The sequence below is a fragment of the Anoxybacillus sp. genome, assembly GCF_036834105.1.
Classification (GTDB): Bacteria; Bacillota; Bacilli; order Bacillales; family Anoxybacillaceae; genus Anoxybacillus.
This window is the reverse complement of the sequence record NZ_DAITON010000036.1, coordinates 1-17449: the sequence shown is the minus strand read 5'-3', so window position 1 is coordinate 17449 and position 17449 is coordinate 1. Positions and strand designations below refer to the sequence as shown.

The following is a 17449-nucleotide window of genomic DNA, read 5'->3' as shown; positions in this document are numbered from 1 at the left end:
AGTGGAATGATAGCAAAATTAATTACGAGAGACGCAAACAATATTTTCTTTTCTTTTAAATGAGTTAATTCCTTCCATTTAAAACCAACCATCGTTGCATAAATCATCACGATTGTCGAAAATAAAATGGTCGGCTTTAAAAAGCTCGTATCGACAAACGTTCCAACGATAAATCCGAGCAACAATGTCGCCGGGACGCTAACGAGTAAATATTTTTGAGGAAGAAAGTATAATTTTTTCATCGTATCCCCCTTTCTTATATACCCATATAGGTATTTCTAGATATACTATAAGGGGTATATAAAAACTTTGCAACCTTTTTCACAAATTCGTCATATTGTTATCGTTTTCACATATAGTTTTTCCTCCCCTCTGTTTTTTATGACGTTTTCACCCGTTTTTCATCGACATTTGATATGATGAAAGAAAAAAGGTGATGAAGATGAAAGTGTTGCTCGCAGAAGATGATGTATATTTAGGGGAACTCATCGTCCATTTATTGAAGAAAAAAGGGATCGAACAAATCGATTGGGTGCAAGAAGGTGAAGATGCCTACGATTATGCCCTTGCTTCGTTTTATGATGTCATCATTTTGGATTGGATGTTGCCAAATGGCGATGGCGTGAGCGTATGTAAACGATTAAGGAAAAACGGTTACCATGGGGCGATTTTAATGTTAACCGCGAAAGATGCCGTCCAAGATCGTGTTGAAGGATTAGAAGCGGGAGCGGACGATTACTTAGTGAAGCCGTTTGAAATTGATGAGCTAACGGCTCGACTTAAAGCGTTATCGCGGCGCACGTTTGCACCGATTCAAGAAGAAATAATTCGCTGGGGAGCGTTTGAAGTAAATCGGACAAGTCACACATTGACGAAAGGCGGAGAGCAAATTATATTAACGCCTCGTGAATTTCAACTGCTTGATTTATTACTGCAAAATAAAGGGCGCGTGTTAACGCGTGACATGATTCTTGATCGTATTTGGGGCTATGATGCCGATGTATCGATGAAAACAATTGATGCGACCGTTAAATTGTTGCGTAAAAAAATAGGTGATGAACAACAACAACTCATTAAAACCGTGCGCGGGGTGGGGTATACCATTGAAAAATAGCATTCGATCTTTTTTCAGCCATTTTGACATGTTTCGTCGCACACAATGGCAATTAACTGCAACGTATAGCGGTATGTTTATCGCTTTTTTAGCGATTTTTATTGCTGTCGTGTCTTTCCTTATTCATACGGTTATTACAAATGATCAAGAACGACGTATTCGTACGCTTGCTGAACAAGAAGGCCAAACGATTCAAAATATGTTGACAGAACAGTCATTGATCGGCTGGCCTACCGATCAAAACGTCATCTTTTTAAGCGAAGATCAACTGTTTTTTTACGTCATTGATACACGTGGACGATTAATGATGGGGGATGAAGTAAATAAAGGATTGCGTCCACTCCTTCTTTCAACCCTTCAACCGTGGACGCCAGAAAAAAACGAATTAAAATATGTAGAGATTCACGTCCCCCATCACCGCCATGAATTAAAACGCTTCCGTGCAGACACATTGAAAATATTAACTGTCGCTCGCCCGGTCATTGTTGAGCGGCAGCTCGTCGGTGTTTTATATGTCGGTATGGATGTGACAAGCATGTTTCGTTTACTGAAATGGTCTACATTCATTTTATTAGGGCTCGGGGTGCTATTTATTGCAGTAGCCGTCGCTTTTAGTTATTTTATGTCCAAACGAGCGCTCATCCCTATTCAAGATGCTTACAATCGGCAACGTCAATTTGTGGCAGATGCTTCCCATGAGTTGCGCACGCCGCTTAGCGTCATTTTTTCTTCTGTTGAAGCGTTAAAAATGGATACGTCATTAACATCTGACGAATTTAGCCGAAAAACGATCGAACGTCTAGGGGATGAAACGAAACGAATGACAAAGCTCATCAACGACCTTCTTACCTTGGCGCGAACAGACGACGCAAAGCTACAAGTCGAAAAAAAACCGTTTGATTTGCGGGCATGTGCGGAACGTACGCTACAATCGTTACAAGAACTCGCAAGCAAAAAACGGATTGCTCTTAATTTTCATGCTCATGAACAAATTGAATTTTTGGGGGACGCCGATAAATGCACGCAACTATTATACATTTTGGTTGATAATGCAATCAAATACACACCGGATGGAGGGACAGTTTCCCTTTCGCTATCCCAACATATAACGAAACAACGGAAGGTTGTCACAATTTCTGTAAGTGACACAGGTATTGGCATTGCCCCTGAACACCTTCCTCGCATTTTTGATCGTTTTTATCGTGCAGATAAAGCACGAACGCGTCAAATTGGTGGGCACGGACTTGGACTTTCCATCGCAAAATGGATTGTCGAAGCACACGATGGGAACATTCAAGTACAGAGCGAAGTGGGAAAAGGAACGACATTCACGATCACTTTTCCTAATGAACGTGCATAAATGTTGCACGTTTTTTTTCTTTTTCACCTAATTTTCTCTTTTGGCTTGTACAATACAAACTGTAAATTACAAAGGAGGTGGAACAATTGAGAAAGCGGACAATTTTCTTTCTACTAGGTGGGGTGATCGTTGTCGCTATATTAGCGCACATCGCCACCTATTTGATGCACATCGGTTGGAGCGGACGCATGCCAGGGGCACATATGATGGAAATGGGGAAACACCATCGAGCATTCGGCCATCATGGTCCGCGAATGATGCAACCGCACGGCATGCCGATGTTTGGGTGGGCATCTTTACTCATTCAACTCGCTCTCATCATCATCGGATGGGTGATTTGGAAAGCAACGAAAGGCGCTGGTAAATGGATTGGTGGTGCGCTAATGGCGATTGGGCTCATCGCGCTTTTACCAAAAGCGTTGCTCGCCGTCTTAGCGATCATTGCAGCGTACGTTTTACTAAGAGACAAAACGAAGCCGACACCTGAATTTGAACCATTTGTCTCACCTATTCAAAACGCCAGCTTTTTAGATGAATGGGAAAAAACAATACAAAAGGAGGAAAAGTAATATGGGCATTTTAAAACGCGTCAAACATGTCTTCCTTGCAGACTTGCATGATATGATCGACAAGTGCGAAGATCCGATTCGCATGACAAAGCAATACATTCGTGAACTAGAAGAGCAAATTGAAAAAGCGCAACAAGCACTCGCGCAACAATTTATGTTGGAGCAAAAGTACGAACGTCTTATCGCGGATGCGAATGAAATGATCGAAAAGCGGGCTCGCCAAGCAAAGTTAGCTGTTGAAAAAAATGAAGAGCCAATCGCAAAAATGGCTCTTCAAGAAAAAATCGCCTATGAAAAAAAATTAGAGCTATATACGCAACAATACAACACATTGAAAGAAAAAACAACCGTTTTAACGGAAAAAGTGAAACAACTATACGAAACATATGAGCAACTGAAAGTGAAACAAATGCAGTTAATGACGCGTTTTTATGTTGCTGAGACAATGAAGCAAATCGATGAATCGATCGCGTCTTTCCGTTATGATCATGTCGTCAAAGGCTTTGCGCGCATGGAGGAAAAAGTGATGTTTCTTGAAGCGGAAGCAAAAGCTCGCTCGGTCATGCAAATGATTCCCCCTCAATCGTTTGATGCGGAAGTCGAGCAACAACTGAAACAATTAAAAAAGGAATAATATAAAAGGTGTCCGCGTTTGGACACCTTTTGCCCATTTATGTCGTCCATTCATCATGAATGATTCCAACAAGCTTCCATTGACCGTTTTCTTGTTCAAAAACAAGGCGCAAACTTCGCCAATCCATCCCGTTATATTGCGGGTCAAAACCTGTAAAGTGAAACTCAATGAATGAACTGTTCGAATATACTTGTTGAATATTGTTAATCATATTCCCCGTTCCAACGACGACGTTATTTCCAATCATATGTGGATTCGCAAAGTCTACATCATAGACGAAACGATCAAAATAATCTTGAAAAGTGAGCTGAATCGGGTCACCTGAACCGTCATATACACCCCACTGATACACTTGCGTCGAGGATAAAAGAGAAGAAAGTTGGGAAACGGAAAACTGCAAATCGTTTTGAACGTCGACATGTCCATATGGACTAAAACGCACACCATTTGAGTGAACATAAGAAGCGAGCGCATTCATATCTTTATTTTTTAACGCGGCGACAACGTCTAATGCAACGGACAAAAGAGAAGGATTCGCTTGTTTTTGATCGTGTTTCAATTGCTCATTTTCTTGTTGGAGCTGCTTATTTTTTTCTTGCAGTTGCTCAATTGTCGTCTGTTGTGTTTCAACCGTTTGTTTCCACTGCTTAAACTCATCGGTCTGATTGGCGCATCCTGCAAACAAAACGACCATCGCACAAATTACCCATCGTTTCACAAAACATCACACCCCTTTTTCTTTAGTATAACACCTGCACAAAAAAATAGATGCCTGCATTTCGGCATCTAGCTCACTTTTTCTTGTTCCCTTTCTTTCAAAAACGCAATGAAACAGTCGACCATTTGGGCATCCCATTGTGTTCCTCGACCGTCTAATAAAATGGATATTGCTTTTTCTACGCTCATCCCTTTTCGATATGGGCGGTCAGATGTCATCGCATCAAACGCATCAGCCACCGCAATAATGCGACCAAATAACGGAATGTTTTCCCCCTCTAATCCATCTGGATATCCTTTACCGTCTAACCGTTCATGATGGGAACGAATACCCGGAAGCAAATCCTCTACTTCTTCAATTGGCTGCACTTGTCGAATGATGTTTTCGCCGAGCACCGGGTGTTTTTTAATCCATGCGAATTCTTCATCCGTTAATTTCCCGTCTTTTAATAAAATGTGATCAGGAATACCAATTTTACCTATGTCATGCAAAATAGCAGAACGATATAAACGGCCGAGCTGTTCAACTGTCATTCCTAATCGCTTTCCAATTTCTACAGCATAGACGGCAACGCGCTGTGAATGACCTGCCGTGTACTCATCGCGCGCATCAAGCGCTGTCGTCATAACCGAAATGAAACTATTCAATAATTGCTTATTTTTCTCGTTCCGTTCCACAATCGCATCAATCATATGATTAAACCCGTTCGTTAGTTGCGAAAATTCATCAGTATATACGTTATCGCACATGAGTTCATACTCTTTTCTTTGTACGCGGCTCATGTATTGAAGCAAATCTTCAATGCTTCGCTCCACATCTTCTGATAAAACACGCGCTGCAAATAAAGAAAACATAATCGAAATAACTAATACGACAACCGTCCACGTCCAATAACCCGAAAACGTATTTTTTCCTTCCGCAAACAGCTTTACTTCTGTCGCTAATACAAACAATAATACAGGGAAAACACCGATGAACAATACACTTATCCCAATTTTTATCCTCATTGGAACATATACGACATTTGTCGCTCGAATGGCCTCATCGAACCCGTTCTCCCTTCCGATTTGCATCATCTCATGAATGAGCGGGCGCATCGTGCGCAACGTTAAAAAAAACTCAATCATAGCATGGAGCATTGCAATCAACAACGCGCCGAATAGAGCATAAACAACGTACATATATGGAATGCGAAGCACGTCGATCCAAATAAGTGAAACGGTCAGTGCAACAGCTGGAACGGAAAGTCCTAAAAAGTGCGGAAGAGCGATCCGTCTTACTGTCAGCAATGGAAAACGCTTTGCTTGGACAAGCGCCCAATAAAACTGTTCTTCCCCTACCTTCGTCTCATAAAACATGCGGCGAATAGGAGCAATATCTTTTTGAAAGGCGCGATATTCAATAAACAGCATGATACAAAACGAAAAAAATTGAATGAGCAATAACATAAGCAAATCTACTTGCCGAATGTTTAGAGCCATCACCATTAACGTGCTACCAACACCGATTACAGCCAAAATCGAACCAATGGTGTAATTAACAAACAACTTCTTCAACGTTTCTTCATACGTACGCACACCCGTCCCTCCTCCCTGTTCTTTTTCTATTATAGCAAGAATGATAGAAAATACGAGACGATCCTTTCTTAACATACCATTTATAAAAATTCTAAAAAATCAAACATAATATTTACAAATTATACAAAACAATTAAACTACATTAACATTTCCCCCCTATAATTACTTTTGTTGATACATAAACGTAGGAGGGAAAAACATGTCCGTTAAGAAAGTGCTCGCACATACGCTGATCGCATCAGCTGTTCTCGCTTCACCACTTATTCCAGCGACAAAATGGAGCGTCGAAGCAAAAGCCGTCCAAAAACAAGCTGTTCAAAAAACAAATTGGAATGTAAACGGAAACGTGATGTCTATTTCTGCCACGACGGTTTCGGGTGGGAACTGGATTGTATCCGCTCCTGAGCTTTCTAAACTGCTAGGAACTACATATTCTTACGACAAAAAAACGAAAACGTATAAGATGACGAAGAAAGGGACAGTTGTTCAAGTTAAGGTAGACGACAAAGTTGCTGTAATAAACGGAAAAAAGGTAACAATGAACGTCGCACCTAAATTGATAAACAACGTCTTATACGTCCCAGCTGTAGCCGTTGTTCAGGCGTTCGGCGGGCAGTTGCAAACAAATGCCAGCCCTATCCTTCTTTCTACAAACGGAAGCGTGAAAGCAACCAAAACAGCTGTTTCAATCGACGGACAAACAACCCAGTTACATGCCATCACAGTCGGTCAAAAAACGCTTTATTCTCTGTCCGATCTCGCGAAAGCGGTTGGCGTAGCAATGAATGTCGATGGAAAAACAAAAACGATCACATTAAGCGGAAAAGGAAAGAAAGCTACTTTTCTCCTTCATCAGCCAGGGTCTTCTGTCGTCAAAGTAAACGGAAACTTTTATGCTGACTTACATGGCACAGTGACGAAGTTAGGCGGAGAAATCGAAAAAGGCACTACTTTATTTATTGCAACGAACGGCTTTTTAAAAGGTTTAAACTTTAACCCACAATGGTTAAGCAATGAATACGTCATCGTTACAAATGAAAACGATGAGCCTGTATCAAAAGTTGTTCACATCCCTTCTCGCAAAGTGATAGCAACTATTGCAAGCGGAGATCTCTCTTTATCTCCTGATAAGAAAAAAGGCGCATATGTCGATGATAACGGTCAATTATTTATTGTTGATTTAGCTACAAAAAAAGCAACTGCACTCGGTACGGATGACGATGTAAAAGTCGAGTTAACATGGGCGCCAGACGGATCATCCATTTACTTTTTCAAAGGAAGTAACAGCGACGTCATCGCAGCAATGAACGTGCAAACTGGCGAAATGACAAAAATTGTTGATGATAAAGTAAAATACAAATCTGATCTTCGTCTATCAGCGGATGGTACAAAGCTGATGTATACAGCTGCAAAGGAAGCGAAAGCAAACTATACGGATGAATCGAAAACAGAAATCGACACAATCGATACAACGGGCACGGAACCGCAGCTATATGTCGTTGATTTGACATCACAGCAAAAAACACCAACAGCTGTGACGGCAGATACAAATAACAAAACATTTTCCTTTTTCGCTAGCGATACGATCGTCTATTTGAGCGCAAACCCAGACGATGAAAGCGCGCTCCCTGCATTAAAAGCGATTGTTGGTGGACAAGAGCAAAACATGGCAACAACGATGAATATTACTTACGTCGCCACAAAAGGAAATATCGTGTTTGCGTTAGTAGAAGAGAAAAACGGATCGTATTCGATCTACCGTGCTACAGCGCCACAAGCACAGTGGACACGCATATTCAACACAAAAACAGTAATTACAGCGATTGCTCCTTCTCCATTCAGCAACGAAATAGCACTCACCATTCCAACAGATGAAGGAGAAAAGGTCGCTGTCTTAATAAATAACAAACTCATCGACATAACAAAATAAAAAGAGGTGGAAAAAGTGAAATCATTGTTTAAAAAATTATCTTTTATCGCATTATCGTCCGCTTTATTACTCGGTTCTTCTCTCGGCGTAACAGAAAAAGCAGAAGCAGCACAAGTAAAGGGGAAAGTTGTCGTAGCTGGCTCGTCCGCATTGCTTCCGTTAACGCAACAAGCAGCGAAAGAATTTAAAAAAGCGAATCCGAAAGTATCAATCTCTGTTTCAGGTACAGCATCTATCGTTGGTCCGCAATCCGTCTCTAAAGGATCGGCAACAATCGGGGCTTGTGACTGGGACGCGACAAAGCCAGTACCTGGATTTAACGCATTTAACGGCTTGAAAGCTTATCCGATCGCGGTCATTCCTTTTGCAACGATCGTTCATAAAAGCAACCCAGTGAAAAACTTAACGACAAAACAACTGCAAGATATTTTCGCTGGTAAAATTACAAACTGGAAAGAAGTTGGCGGAAAAGATGAGCCGATTATCGTCATCAACCGCGTACACGGATCTGGAACACGCGTTAACTATCAAATGAAAGCTTTAAAAGGTTCAGCATTTATGACAAAAGGGGAAAACTACAAAGAAGTTCAGTCAAACGGTAACATGATTCAAGCGGTTGCTACAACTCCGAATGCGATCGGTTACACAGACCTTGCTTACATTAAAGGAGATATTAAAGCGGTAGCGTACAACGGTATCGAGCCAACGGTTCAAAACGTAACGAGCGGAAAATACCCTGTTTGGGGATACGGATACTTATTAACAAAAGGGGAAGCTACCGGAGCGAACAAAGCATTTATCCAATATATTCAAAGTAAAAAGTTCCAACAAGGCTCGTTAAAAAAATTAAAATTTATTCCAATTACAGCGATGAAAAAATGATGATTTAGCCTCCTTTTATGAGGGGGCTTCTTTTATATAGATCCGAAGGAGGCAACTGACATGGCACTGCCTGCATCAGAAGTTCGTGCGCAACACGAACAACAAAAGCAAAAACACTGGTCGATGAAATATATGAAAAATAGGCTCTTTCGCTACGTTTGTTTATTTAGCGCATTATTTCTCGGCATCGCTCTGTTTTCAATCGTCATTTTCATTAGTCAAACCGGGTTTCTCGTATTTAAAGACGTATCGTGGAAAGAGTTCTTTTTCTCTGCTACATGGGAACCGTATGAAGAAAAATATGGGGCTGCCGTATTTATTGCCGGCACGCTATATTTAACTTTTTTAACACTGCTCATTTCTACTCCTATTGCGTTAGCTGTTGCTATTTTTATTGCGGAAATCGCACCAAATTGGCTAAAAAATGTGATGCGTCCTATGCTCGACTTGCTCGTTGGTATTCCATCTATCGTGTACGGTTACTTAGGTTTAACTATTTTATTGCCTTTCATTCGCGAAAAAACCGGGGCGCTCGTAGGAGACGGATTTTTAGCTGCTGCCCTTGTGTTAACGTTAATGATTTTGCCAACGATTACTCGTATTTCTGACGATGCCATTTGTGCCGTTCCGAACTATTTACGTGAAGCTGGTTATGCCCTCGGGAGCACAAAGTTACAAGTCATTTCTCGCATCGTCCTTCCTGCCGCTCGCTCAGGCATTTTAACAGCGATCATCTTAGGCATGACGCGAGCAATCGGAGAAACGATGGCTGTCGTTATGGTCATTGGCAATACGGCGCAATTCGGTTGGGACTTAATCACTCCAACATCTGTTTTAACAAGTAATATCGTCATGCAAATTATTAACGTACAATTCCATTCTACATGGAACTACGCCCTTTACATGATGGCATTTTTGTTATTGTTTATTTCGCTCGTTTTGATCGTTATTATTCGCAAACTTCGTCCAAAAGGAGAGTAACAAATGAAAGATTCGCTGTTTCATCACCATCGTAAAACGATCACAAGCGCTATGTATACGAATCGCTTGTTTCATATTTTTGTTACCATCGTTACCGCAACGACGTTTCTGTTCATTATCGCACTACTATATGCAATTTTAGGAAAAGGTTTACCAAAACTATCGATGGACTTCTTGTTTAAATTACCTGATGAATTAGAAGCTGGCGGCGGAATCGGTCCATTTTTATTCAACTCTTTTTACGTCCTTATTTTATCTTTACTCTTATCTTTACCTATTGGCATCGGGGCTGGTATTTTTCTAGCAGAATATGCACCGAACAATCGTTTTACGGAATTCGTGCGCACATGTATTGAAGGGTTAGCGTCCGTTCCTTCCATCGTTTTCGGTTTGTTCGGATACGTCCTGTTTGTTGAATATGTCGGGATCGGCTTAACGATTATCGGTGCTGCGATCACACTTGCGTTATTAAACTTACCTGTACTCGCCCGCGTTACCGAAGAAGCTATTCAAGCGGTACCGAAAGACATTCGCGAAGCATCGCTCGCCCTCGGAGCGACGAAATCACAGACGGTGTTGAAAGTTGTACTGCCCGCTGCATTAAACGGTATTTTGACCGGCATTAGCCTCGTCGCGTGTCGCGCGTTTGGGGAATCTGCTATCATTATTTTAGCAGGCGGAACATCAACATCCGGATTTATGTGGGATTTTAACTTATTATCGCAAGGTGGAACGCTTCCTGTTCATTTATGGTATGTACAATCGGAAGCGCTCGTCCCAGACGCAAAAGAAATTGCGGAGAAATCAGCAGCCATTCTCGTTCTTATCGTTCTTATCATCAGCTTTACAGTTCGTCTGCCAATATGGATACAAACGCTCGTAACAAAATTAAAAACAACCCCTCGCCAAAGTTAAGCGAGGGGTCTTATTTTAGTGCGCCGCATGACCAGATGTTAACACCCAAATGGAGCCTGCGACAATGACGATCGCCACAAACGCTGCATATGCCATGTTAATGACGTTCGTTTTTCCGTCTTCACCTTCCGTTACGTGCATAAACATAAATAGTTGAAGTCCCGCCTGAATAACCGCGAGTGAGCCAATGATCCACATCACAATTGTATAAGATACGTTCATTTTCAACGCAACAAATACGGCGACAAACGTTAAAACTAGCGAAAACAAAAATCCAACAACATGACTAACGGGATATTTACTTTTATGTTCCATTTACGCCACCATCCCTTTTAAATAGACGAACGTAAAAATAAAGATCCAAACGACATCAAGGAAATGCCAATATAAGCTAATAATAAACATTTTTCTCGCCGTAACTGGCGTCAACCCCCGTTGGAGCAATTGAATGATAAGCATAATCGCCCAAATAATCCCGAATGTAACGTGCGCCCCATGCGTGCCAAGCAAAACGAAGAAGCTTGATAAAAACGCGCTCGTTTGCATCGTTGCTCCTTCATGCACGTAATGAATAAACTCACGAATTTCCATAAATAAAAATCCTGCCCCTAATAAAAGGGTAATGACAAACCAAGTAAGCATCTTTTTCATATCGCGTTGGCGCATGAAAAAGACAGCTAAGCCACATGTAAAACTACTTGTCAACAACAACAACGTTTCGATCAGCACATCGTTTAGTTTAAAAATATCGCTCGGCGTCGGGCCACCGGCATAGCGGTGACCTAACACACCATATACAGCAAACAACGTCGCAAATAATACAATTTCTGCGCCAAGGAAAATCCAAAATCCTAAAATGTTGAGACGGTTTTGTTCCGTCTGATATTCGAGCGGAAGCGAATGATTGACGTTAGCCGACATGGTTTTCCGTCCCCCCTTCTACATTTCTCCACGTGCGCTCTGTTTGTTTAATTTCATCGACGCTTACATAATACCCGTCGTCATAGTCAAAGGAACGAACAATAAGCCCAACAACAATGCCAATCGCTGCTACAGCGGCGGCAATGTGCGCCTCAAAAACGAGGAAGAAACCTACCACTCCGAATACGACGGCCATATAAAATGGGAGTCCTGAGTTGCTCGGCATATGAATTTTCTTTATGTCGCTTTCTTTTAGTGCGAGCGTTTCACCGCGCTTTTTCATATGCCAAAACGCGTCTAACTGTTTCACCTCTGGGACGACCGCAAAGTTATAAAACTGCACTGGTGATGCTGTCATCCACTCGAGCGTACGCGCATCCCACGGATCATGGGAAACATTTCGTTTCGCATAACGGAAGCTCCAATAAATGTTATAACAAAATACCGCAAAACCGATCGCTAAAATGATTGAACCGATCGCAGAAACGAGGAACAGCGGCGCAAAGCCTGACTCGGCTGAGTACGTATAAGCACGACGGACGGCTCCTTTTAAACCAAGGAAAAACATTGGCATAAACGTTACGTTAAATCCGATCGTGAACAACCAAAAATGATATTTTCCAAGCTTTTCATTTAACATAAAACCGAACATTTTCGGCCACCAATAATACAACCCTGCAAATACAGCAAACACGACGCCTGGAATTAACACGTAATGGAAGTGAGCCACTAAAAATAACGTATTATGATATTGATAGTCGGCCGCCGCCATCGCCAGCATGACCCCTGTCACTCCACCGATGACGAAATTTGGTACGAAAGCAAGCGCCCATAACATCGCCGTTGTAAATTGAATGCGGCCTTTTCGCATCGTAAACAACCAGTTGAAAATTTTCACCCCCGTTGGAACTGCAATTAACATCGTTGTAATAGAGAAAAACGAGTTTACCGCAGGGCCAGCATCCATCGTGTAAAAATGGTGTACCCATACGATCATACTTAAAAACGCAATACCAACGATGGAAATAACCATCGACGTATATCCATATAACGTTTTACGTGAAAACGTCGCAATGACTTCTGAGAAAATTCCAAACGCAGGCAAAATGACGATATACACTTCAGGATGTCCCCAAAGCCAGAACAAGTTTGCCCAAAGCATGTCGCTACCGCCGGAAGAAAGTGTAAAGAAATGCGTGCCGTATAAACGGTCAAACGTCATTAATGCTAAAGCGACTGTGAAAATTGGAAAAGCCGCTACGATAATGATCGACGTAATCAATGTCGTCCACGTAAACATCGGCATTTTCATTAATGTCATGCCCGGCGCACGCATTTTTAAAATTGTAACAATAAAGTTAATCCCCGTCATTAACGTACCAAGACCTGCAATTTGTAAGGCGATAGCATAGTAGTTATTTCCGATTCCCGGACTAAATTCCTTCCCTGCAAGCGGGAAATATGATGTCCATCCTGCATCCGGCGAACCGCCGACAACGAACGAAATGTTGAACAGCATCGCGCCGCTGAAAAACAACCAAAAGCTAAGCGCGTTTAACTGCGGAAAGGCAACATCGCGCGCCCCAATTTGCAGCGGGATGACAACGTTCATTAAACCGATCAAAAACGGCATCGCCATAAATAAAATCATAATGACGCCATGGGTTGTAAAAATTTCATTGTAATGTTGGGCATCCAAAAAGCCCATTTCTGGGCGCGCCGTTTGCGCCTTCATTAACAATCCATCTATACCACCGCGGAAAAACATGAGTACACCTGATACAATGTACATAATCCCAATTTTTTTATGATCTACTGTCGTTAGCCATTCACGCCATAGCCAACCCCATTTTTTAAAGTACGTCAAGCCAACAACAATCGCCACAACTGTCAATACAATTGCAATTTGTGAACCGACAAGAAGCGGGTCTCCCCCAACGAATATTTCATTCCACTTAATGCCCACGATGTTCACCTCCGCTATTACGCTCTAAAGCTTGTTGTTCATCTTCGTTACAAATAGTCGATGAACTTCTATGTTGATCATCTTCATAAAAAATTTTCCCTTGATATCCATGCCCACGATACAACTCTGGGTGTGTGTATGTCTTGGAGTGTGGATCGGCATGATCGACCCATTGTAAGTGTGTATCAACAAACGTTAATCGTCCTAAATGTGTCGGCCGTAACAACTCTTCATATTTTTCTTTTGTTAATGTCGGTGCCGTTTGTTTCACTTCTTGCACCCATTTCTCAAACTCTTTTGGCGTTTGTGCTAACACTTCAAATTGCATATGCGCATACCCTCGTCCGTTAAAGTTTGTATTTCTTCCTTCGTACGAACCAGGACGTTCCGCAACAACGTACAATTCCGTCTCCATTTTGTTCATCGTATATTTTTGTCCCGCTAACGCAGGCACCCAAAATGACTGCATAGTCGATGCGGAAGTCATTTTAAATAGCACAAGGCGACCTGCTGGAATATTGACGTAGTTTACTGTTTCGATATTTTGCTCAGGGTAGCTAAAAATCCATTTCCAATCCGCTGATGTTACGTGAATAACGAGCGGCTCTTGATCTTCATACCCTTTCGGTGGCTTTTCTAAATCATATAACGTTCTCACAGTCGGAATCGTCAACGCAATAACGATAAGAATCGGAATAACTGTCCATACAATTTCAAGCACCACATTCCCATGCTCCTCAGGAGGCTCCTCCCCTTGACGCTCAGGTCGATCTCGATATTTCCACACGATATAAGCAAACAAGGCAAATACAACGACAACAACGAGAAGCATCCACCAAATCGACCAATGAATGAGCTCCATAATGCTGCGGGCAGCTGGCCCTTGTGGCTGAAAAACAACCATCTCACAGCCCCCAAGAAGCGGAAGCAGTCCCGCAATTAAGAAGACAAATAAACGCTTCACCTTTCTTCACCTCAACAAAATTGTGATTCATTGAACAAGGAAGTCAATACAAAACGAGCGACATTTATTAACTTTGTCGTATTAACACTGTTGAAATGATTTTAACATGTATTGTCAAAATAATTGTGACGAAAAAAGTAAGGAAGAAACTGCATCAAAGGGAAAACAAAAAGCAAATGTATTGACAAAAATAAAAAAACTTTTCTCAACCCGAAAAAACGAGCGAGAAAAGCATTATTTTTTATATAATACATGGAAACGGAAAGAAAAATAGGTTGTTCGTTTAATACTTTGTCACATTTTCGTTAAATTTTTTTCGAAATTTGTTCAAAAATGATCTTTCAACTCCGTGAACTACCCATTCCTCATACCTTTCAAACCAAAGTGTTTAAGTCGGGATAACATTTCCCTTCTAAGAATACATACATTTTCTCCTACAATGCGTTATTCCTTCAAAACTTATTTTCTTCTTACAAGATCAATCACAATACTTAGAAGCAAATCCGATGATAAGTTAAGTACCATGTAGTAGTAATAAAGTACATAAAATTACAATACTTAATACCAATAATATGCTACGTTTTTATAATCACATCAAAGATCAAAAGAAGGGCTAGAACAGAACTCCTTCACACGTCGCTACATCCCACATCCTTAATCTTTCGAGTTCTTGACTTATTTGCTGACTGTCCGATTCGAGCACCTCTTTAACGTTGGAACCAAACCATTCAAGCGATGCGTCGATATCTTTCGGAAACGTGATCAACTCAGACAAGATGCGCCCATAGTTAATGACTCCTTCAAAAAGAGGAACCATTCCTTTTCTTGTACCTGTTGGCGCATATACGTTAGCTGGTTCAAAAACGGGCAATCGGTCTTTTGACGCCACATTTTTCAGATGAAAATGAGCGATAACTGGGCGAAGCTTCCAAATGGCTTCGATCGGATCAGCCCCCGATTCCCATACATGTAGAACGTCGAAGTTAATTTTGAGTGCGGGATGGTTTACTTCCTCGATTAGTCGAATCGTTGACGGAACGTTGTCTGCTAATGTGTGCGGATGTGTTTCAACGAGCAACTCGATCCCGCGCTCGTGAACATATTGAGCAAGCATGCGGATGCTCGCTGCGATTTCTCGGCGCTCCTGTTCGTCCGTATGCATGCTTCCTTTTTGTCCTGCGAAAATGCGAAGCTTTTTTGTGTTAAATCGTTGGCAAAGCTTCGTTAAGACCTGAATCGTTTCTTCAAGTTCGCAACGAGCCGCTTGTAACGGAATATAGCTACTAATCATGCTGATCCTTAGCCCAAAAGATTGAAAAAAATCAAAATCAAAAGAAGGATCGGCCGCTAAGTATTCTGCATGAATCCCCCAAAGTTCTATCCCTTTAAAGCGGTTCTCTTTTCCCCACTTTGCTAAATCGAAAATCGAACATAAATGGTGACGAAAAGATATTGTGCAAAACGATACATTCATGAACCGAATCCCCCTTCAGCGAAGCACGAAACTCGATCGCGCCATGCTTGAAAATATTCAAAAAGGCCTCGCTTAATTTTGAACTCTCTCTCGTCTTGTTCGTCCAACTTTCGGAAAATAAAACTCAATAAACTTAAGTCTTTCGTCATAGCCAGTTTCATCGCCCTATATTGAATCGTTGTGTATCCTTTTACAAGCAACTCGATTTCATCGCACCACGCTTCAAATTCTTCTGTGCTTCTGGCAAGTTGCTCGGAAAAGTACGCAAAAGCGTGTTCATAGGCATATTTTCTTATTGCTAATACCGGTAACTGTTTTAAGCCAACTGTCAATTCAGATAGACGCTCTTTTTCATTCCCTATCGCATAAGCTTCGACAATTTTTCTGACCGCAGCTGTCATCGGATTTTCATGAAGTTTCAAGCATGTATTGAAATATGCTTGAATCGTTTCGTTTGACGGGGGAATAATGCCTTTTGCATCAAAATAATATCCCCCTCCGACAGACAGCTCTCTCACAGCAGCCAAAATACGTTCTTTAGGCAATATTCCTTCCCAACGAAAATCTGGGTCATACATCCACCATTCCTTTTCATCATCGGTCGTTTCTATCATGACATAATGCGGAAACGGACGCTGATGAAACTTATTTTCCCTTTCTGGCAGTAACGATAAATCTAGCATCACCATAACATAGCGGTGCGGTGGCTTATGTTCGAGAAGCCGCAACAATGTTTCCACATTCTTCTCTTTCGAACTACTCTCATCGTACCATTTGTGAATTTTAATTCCGTATAACATTTCGTACCATTGCGTAAAAAAAGCATGATCAATATTATTAGAATGATAAGTTAATACATAGCTTTCCAGTATGTCAAAATCGGCATCCCATACCCCAAAATAATAAGGGCGATGGTCGACTCCTTCCGTTTTTTTTATCACTTCACAGACACAACTTACAAAACAATGTACTTTAATCATGCGCTTCCTCCATTGCCTTCTCGTTTTGCAGCCGTTCTAAAAAACTAGCAAGACTAGCTACTGTATGAAAATCGTTTGGTTTTAAGATATCATCTGGAATTTCGATTCCTAAATCCAACTCCAAATGGAGAATCAATTGCAGCACCATGACGGAATCTAAACAAAGATCCTCATTTAATCGGGCTGCTTCGCCGAAAGATGATAAAGTGGCGATGTTCATTCTGTCCTTTAGTATGCAATAAATGGCGCGAACTATTTCATCTTTTCTCATACGTGCACCTCGCTTAACATCTTTCGATTCACTTTGCCGTTTGCGAGCTTTGGAATATCGATTACTTCCTTCAATTCGACCGGAATTTGATAGGGGGCCAATCTCGCTTGGCACCATTTTCTTAATTCCATCTCGCTAATGGGGCTATAGGATGTAAAGAGGGCGCACACACGCTCCCCCGCATATAAATCTA

The 17449-nt window shown here is 41.5% G+C and carries 17 protein-coding genes and 2 pseudogenes; 8 read left to right on the top strand and 11 right to left on the bottom strand.

Annotation, left to right across the window (positions count from 1 at the left end):
* Positions 1 to 242: pseudogene (locus V7Z64_RS05640) on the bottom strand (arsenic resistance protein); the annotation flags it as partial.
* Between the two features lie 200 nt (positions 243 to 442).
* Here V7Z64_RS05640 and V7Z64_RS05635 point away from each other — a divergent pair.
* The 4 genes from V7Z64_RS05635 to V7Z64_RS05620 all read left to right on the top strand — a co-directional run bounded on the left by V7Z64_RS05635 (position 443) and on the right by V7Z64_RS05620 (position 3677).
* Positions 443 to 1114, top strand: coding sequence for a response regulator transcription factor (locus V7Z64_RS05635; protein WP_297991157.1), 672 nt, complete (start codon positions 443 to 445; stop codon positions 1112 to 1114).
* Positions 1104 to 2474, top strand: a complete 1371-nt coding sequence (locus tag V7Z64_RS05630) for a sensor histidine kinase (protein ID WP_297991156.1) — start codon at positions 1104 to 1106, stop codon at positions 2472 to 2474. Before V7Z64_RS05635 ends, V7Z64_RS05630 begins: the two co-directional genes overlap by 11 nt.
* Positions 2475 to 2551: 77 nt before the next feature.
* The gene (locus V7Z64_RS05625) at positions 2552 to 3043 is read left to right on the top strand and encodes a hypothetical protein (protein ID WP_297991155.1); all 492 of its coding nucleotides are present in this window, start codon (positions 2552 to 2554) and stop codon (positions 3041 to 3043) included.
* Position 3044: 1 nt separating this feature from the next.
* Entirely contained in the window at positions 3045 to 3677 is a 633-nt protein-coding gene (locus V7Z64_RS05620; RefSeq protein WP_297991153.1) for a PspA/IM30 family protein, read from the top strand.
* 37 nt (positions 3678 to 3714) lie between these two features.
* Here the strand turns inward: V7Z64_RS05620 and V7Z64_RS05615 are convergent, their stop codons facing one another.
* Entirely contained in the window at positions 3715 to 4395 is a 681-nt protein-coding gene (locus V7Z64_RS05615) for a hypothetical protein (protein WP_297991151.1), read from the bottom strand.
* 68 nt (positions 4396 to 4463) lie between these two features.
* Positions 4464 to 5972 carry an HD-GYP domain-containing protein gene (locus V7Z64_RS05610; protein ID WP_297991149.1) on the bottom strand — a complete coding sequence of 503 codons (1509 nt, stop codon included), beginning with the start codon at positions 5970 to 5972 and terminating at the stop codon, positions 4464 to 4466.
* A 199-nt stretch (positions 5973 to 6171) separates the two neighbouring features.
* On the opposite strand from V7Z64_RS05610, the gene V7Z64_RS05605 reads away from it, so the two are divergent.
* Genes V7Z64_RS05605 through pstA form a run of 4 tightly spaced genes read left to right on the top strand, consistent with a single transcriptional unit; the run spans position 6172 to position 10680 of the window.
* On the top strand, positions 6172 to 7902 hold the full coding sequence (locus tag V7Z64_RS05605) for a stalk domain-containing protein (protein WP_297991147.1): 1731 nt from the start codon (positions 6172 to 6174) through the stop codon (positions 7900 to 7902).
* A 15-nt stretch (positions 7903 to 7917) separates the two neighbouring features.
* Complete coding sequence (locus V7Z64_RS05600) at positions 7918 to 8784, top strand: phosphate ABC transporter substrate-binding protein (RefSeq protein WP_297991145.1); 867 nt, start codon at positions 7918 to 7920, stop codon at positions 8782 to 8784.
* Between the two features lie 60 nt (positions 8785 to 8844).
* Positions 8845 to 9765 (top strand): phosphate ABC transporter permease subunit PstC, encoded by a 921-nt coding sequence (gene pstC, locus V7Z64_RS05595; protein WP_297991143.1) that lies wholly within the window; start codon positions 8845 to 8847, stop codon positions 9763 to 9765.
* A gap of 3 nt (positions 9766 to 9768) precedes the next feature.
* Positions 9769 to 10680 carry a phosphate ABC transporter permease PstA gene (gene pstA / locus V7Z64_RS05590; RefSeq protein WP_442885046.1) on the top strand — a complete coding sequence of 304 codons (912 nt, stop codon included), beginning with the start codon at positions 9769 to 9771 and terminating at the stop codon, positions 10678 to 10680.
* Positions 10681 to 10695: 15 nt separating this feature from the next.
* Here the strand turns inward: pstA and qoxD are convergent, their stop codons facing one another.
* The 8 genes and pseudogenes from qoxD to V7Z64_RS05550 all read right to left on the bottom strand — a co-directional run.
* Positions 10696 to 10995: a cytochrome aa3 quinol oxidase subunit IV gene (qoxD, locus tag V7Z64_RS05585; protein WP_297991141.1), complete on the bottom strand. Its 300-nt coding sequence runs from the start codon at positions 10993 to 10995 to the stop codon at positions 10696 to 10698.
* The gene (gene qoxC / locus V7Z64_RS05580) at positions 10996 to 11601 is read right to left on the bottom strand and encodes a cytochrome aa3 quinol oxidase subunit III (RefSeq protein WP_297991140.1); all 606 of its coding nucleotides are present in this window, start codon (positions 11599 to 11601) and stop codon (positions 10996 to 10998) included.
* Positions 11591 to 13567, bottom strand: a complete 1977-nt coding sequence (gene qoxB / locus V7Z64_RS05575) for a cytochrome aa3 quinol oxidase subunit I (protein ID WP_297991138.1) — start codon at positions 13565 to 13567, stop codon at positions 11591 to 11593. Before qoxB ends, qoxC begins: the two co-directional genes overlap by 11 nt.
* On the bottom strand, positions 13557 to 14531 hold the full coding sequence (qoxA, locus tag V7Z64_RS05570; protein ID WP_297991137.1) for a cytochrome aa3 quinol oxidase subunit II: 975 nt from the start codon (positions 14529 to 14531) through the stop codon (positions 13557 to 13559). The genes qoxB and qoxA overlap by 11 nt, the downstream gene beginning before the upstream one ends.
* 613 nt (positions 14532 to 15144) lie before the next feature.
* Entirely contained in the window at positions 15145 to 16005 is an 861-nt protein-coding gene (locus tag V7Z64_RS05565) for a sugar phosphate isomerase/epimerase family protein (protein WP_297991136.1), read from the bottom strand.
* On the bottom strand, positions 16002 to 16985 hold the full coding sequence (locus tag V7Z64_RS05560) for a DUF6005 family protein (protein ID WP_297991135.1): 984 nt from the start codon (positions 16983 to 16985) through the stop codon (positions 16002 to 16004). The genes V7Z64_RS05565 and V7Z64_RS05560 overlap by 4 nt, the downstream gene beginning before the upstream one ends.
* Positions 16978 to 17256, bottom strand: coding sequence for a petrobactin biosynthesis protein AsbD (asbD, locus tag V7Z64_RS05555; RefSeq protein ID WP_297991134.1), 279 nt, complete (start codon positions 17254 to 17256; stop codon positions 16978 to 16980). The genes V7Z64_RS05560 and asbD overlap by 8 nt, the downstream gene beginning before the upstream one ends.
* A pseudogene (locus V7Z64_RS05550) lies at positions 17253 to 17449 on the bottom strand (AMP-binding protein); the annotation flags it as partial. The gene asbD and the pseudogene V7Z64_RS05550, both read right to left, overlap by 4 nt.

Bases quoted from the DNA above. Each gene is read 5' to 3' on its own strand.
- V7Z64_RS05605 (WP_297991147.1), top strand. From the start codon at position 6,172: ATGTCCGTTAAGAAAGTGCTCGCACATACGCTGATCGCATCAGCTGTT.
- V7Z64_RS05635 (WP_297991157.1), top strand. From the start codon at position 443: ATGAAAGTGTTGCTCGCAGAAGATGATGTATATTTAGGGGAACTCATC.
- pstA (WP_442885046.1), top strand. From the start codon at position 9,769: ATGAAAGATTCGCTGTTTCATCACCATCGTAAAACGATCACAAGCGCT.
- V7Z64_RS05560 (WP_297991135.1), bottom strand. From the start codon at position 16,985: ATGATTAAAGTACATTGTTTTGTAAGTTGTGTCTGTGAAGTGATAAAA.
- qoxD (WP_297991141.1), bottom strand. From the start codon at position 10,995: ATGGAACATAAAAGTAAATATCCCGTTAGTCATGTTGTTGGATTTTTG.
- V7Z64_RS05620 (WP_297991153.1), top strand. From the start codon at position 3,045: ATGGGCATTTTAAAACGCGTCAAACATGTCTTCCTTGCAGACTTGCAT.
- qoxC (WP_297991140.1), bottom strand. From the start codon at position 11,601: ATGTCGGCTAACGTCAATCATTCGCTTCCGCTCGAATATCAGACGGAA.
- V7Z64_RS05565 (WP_297991136.1), bottom strand. From the start codon at position 16,005: ATGAATGTATCGTTTTGCACAATATCTTTTCGTCACCATTTATGTTCG.
- pstC (WP_297991143.1), top strand. From the start codon at position 8,845: ATGGCACTGCCTGCATCAGAAGTTCGTGCGCAACACGAACAACAAAAG.
- asbD (WP_297991134.1), bottom strand. From the start codon at position 17,256: ATGAGAAAAGATGAAATAGTTCGCGCCATTTATTGCATACTAAAGGAC.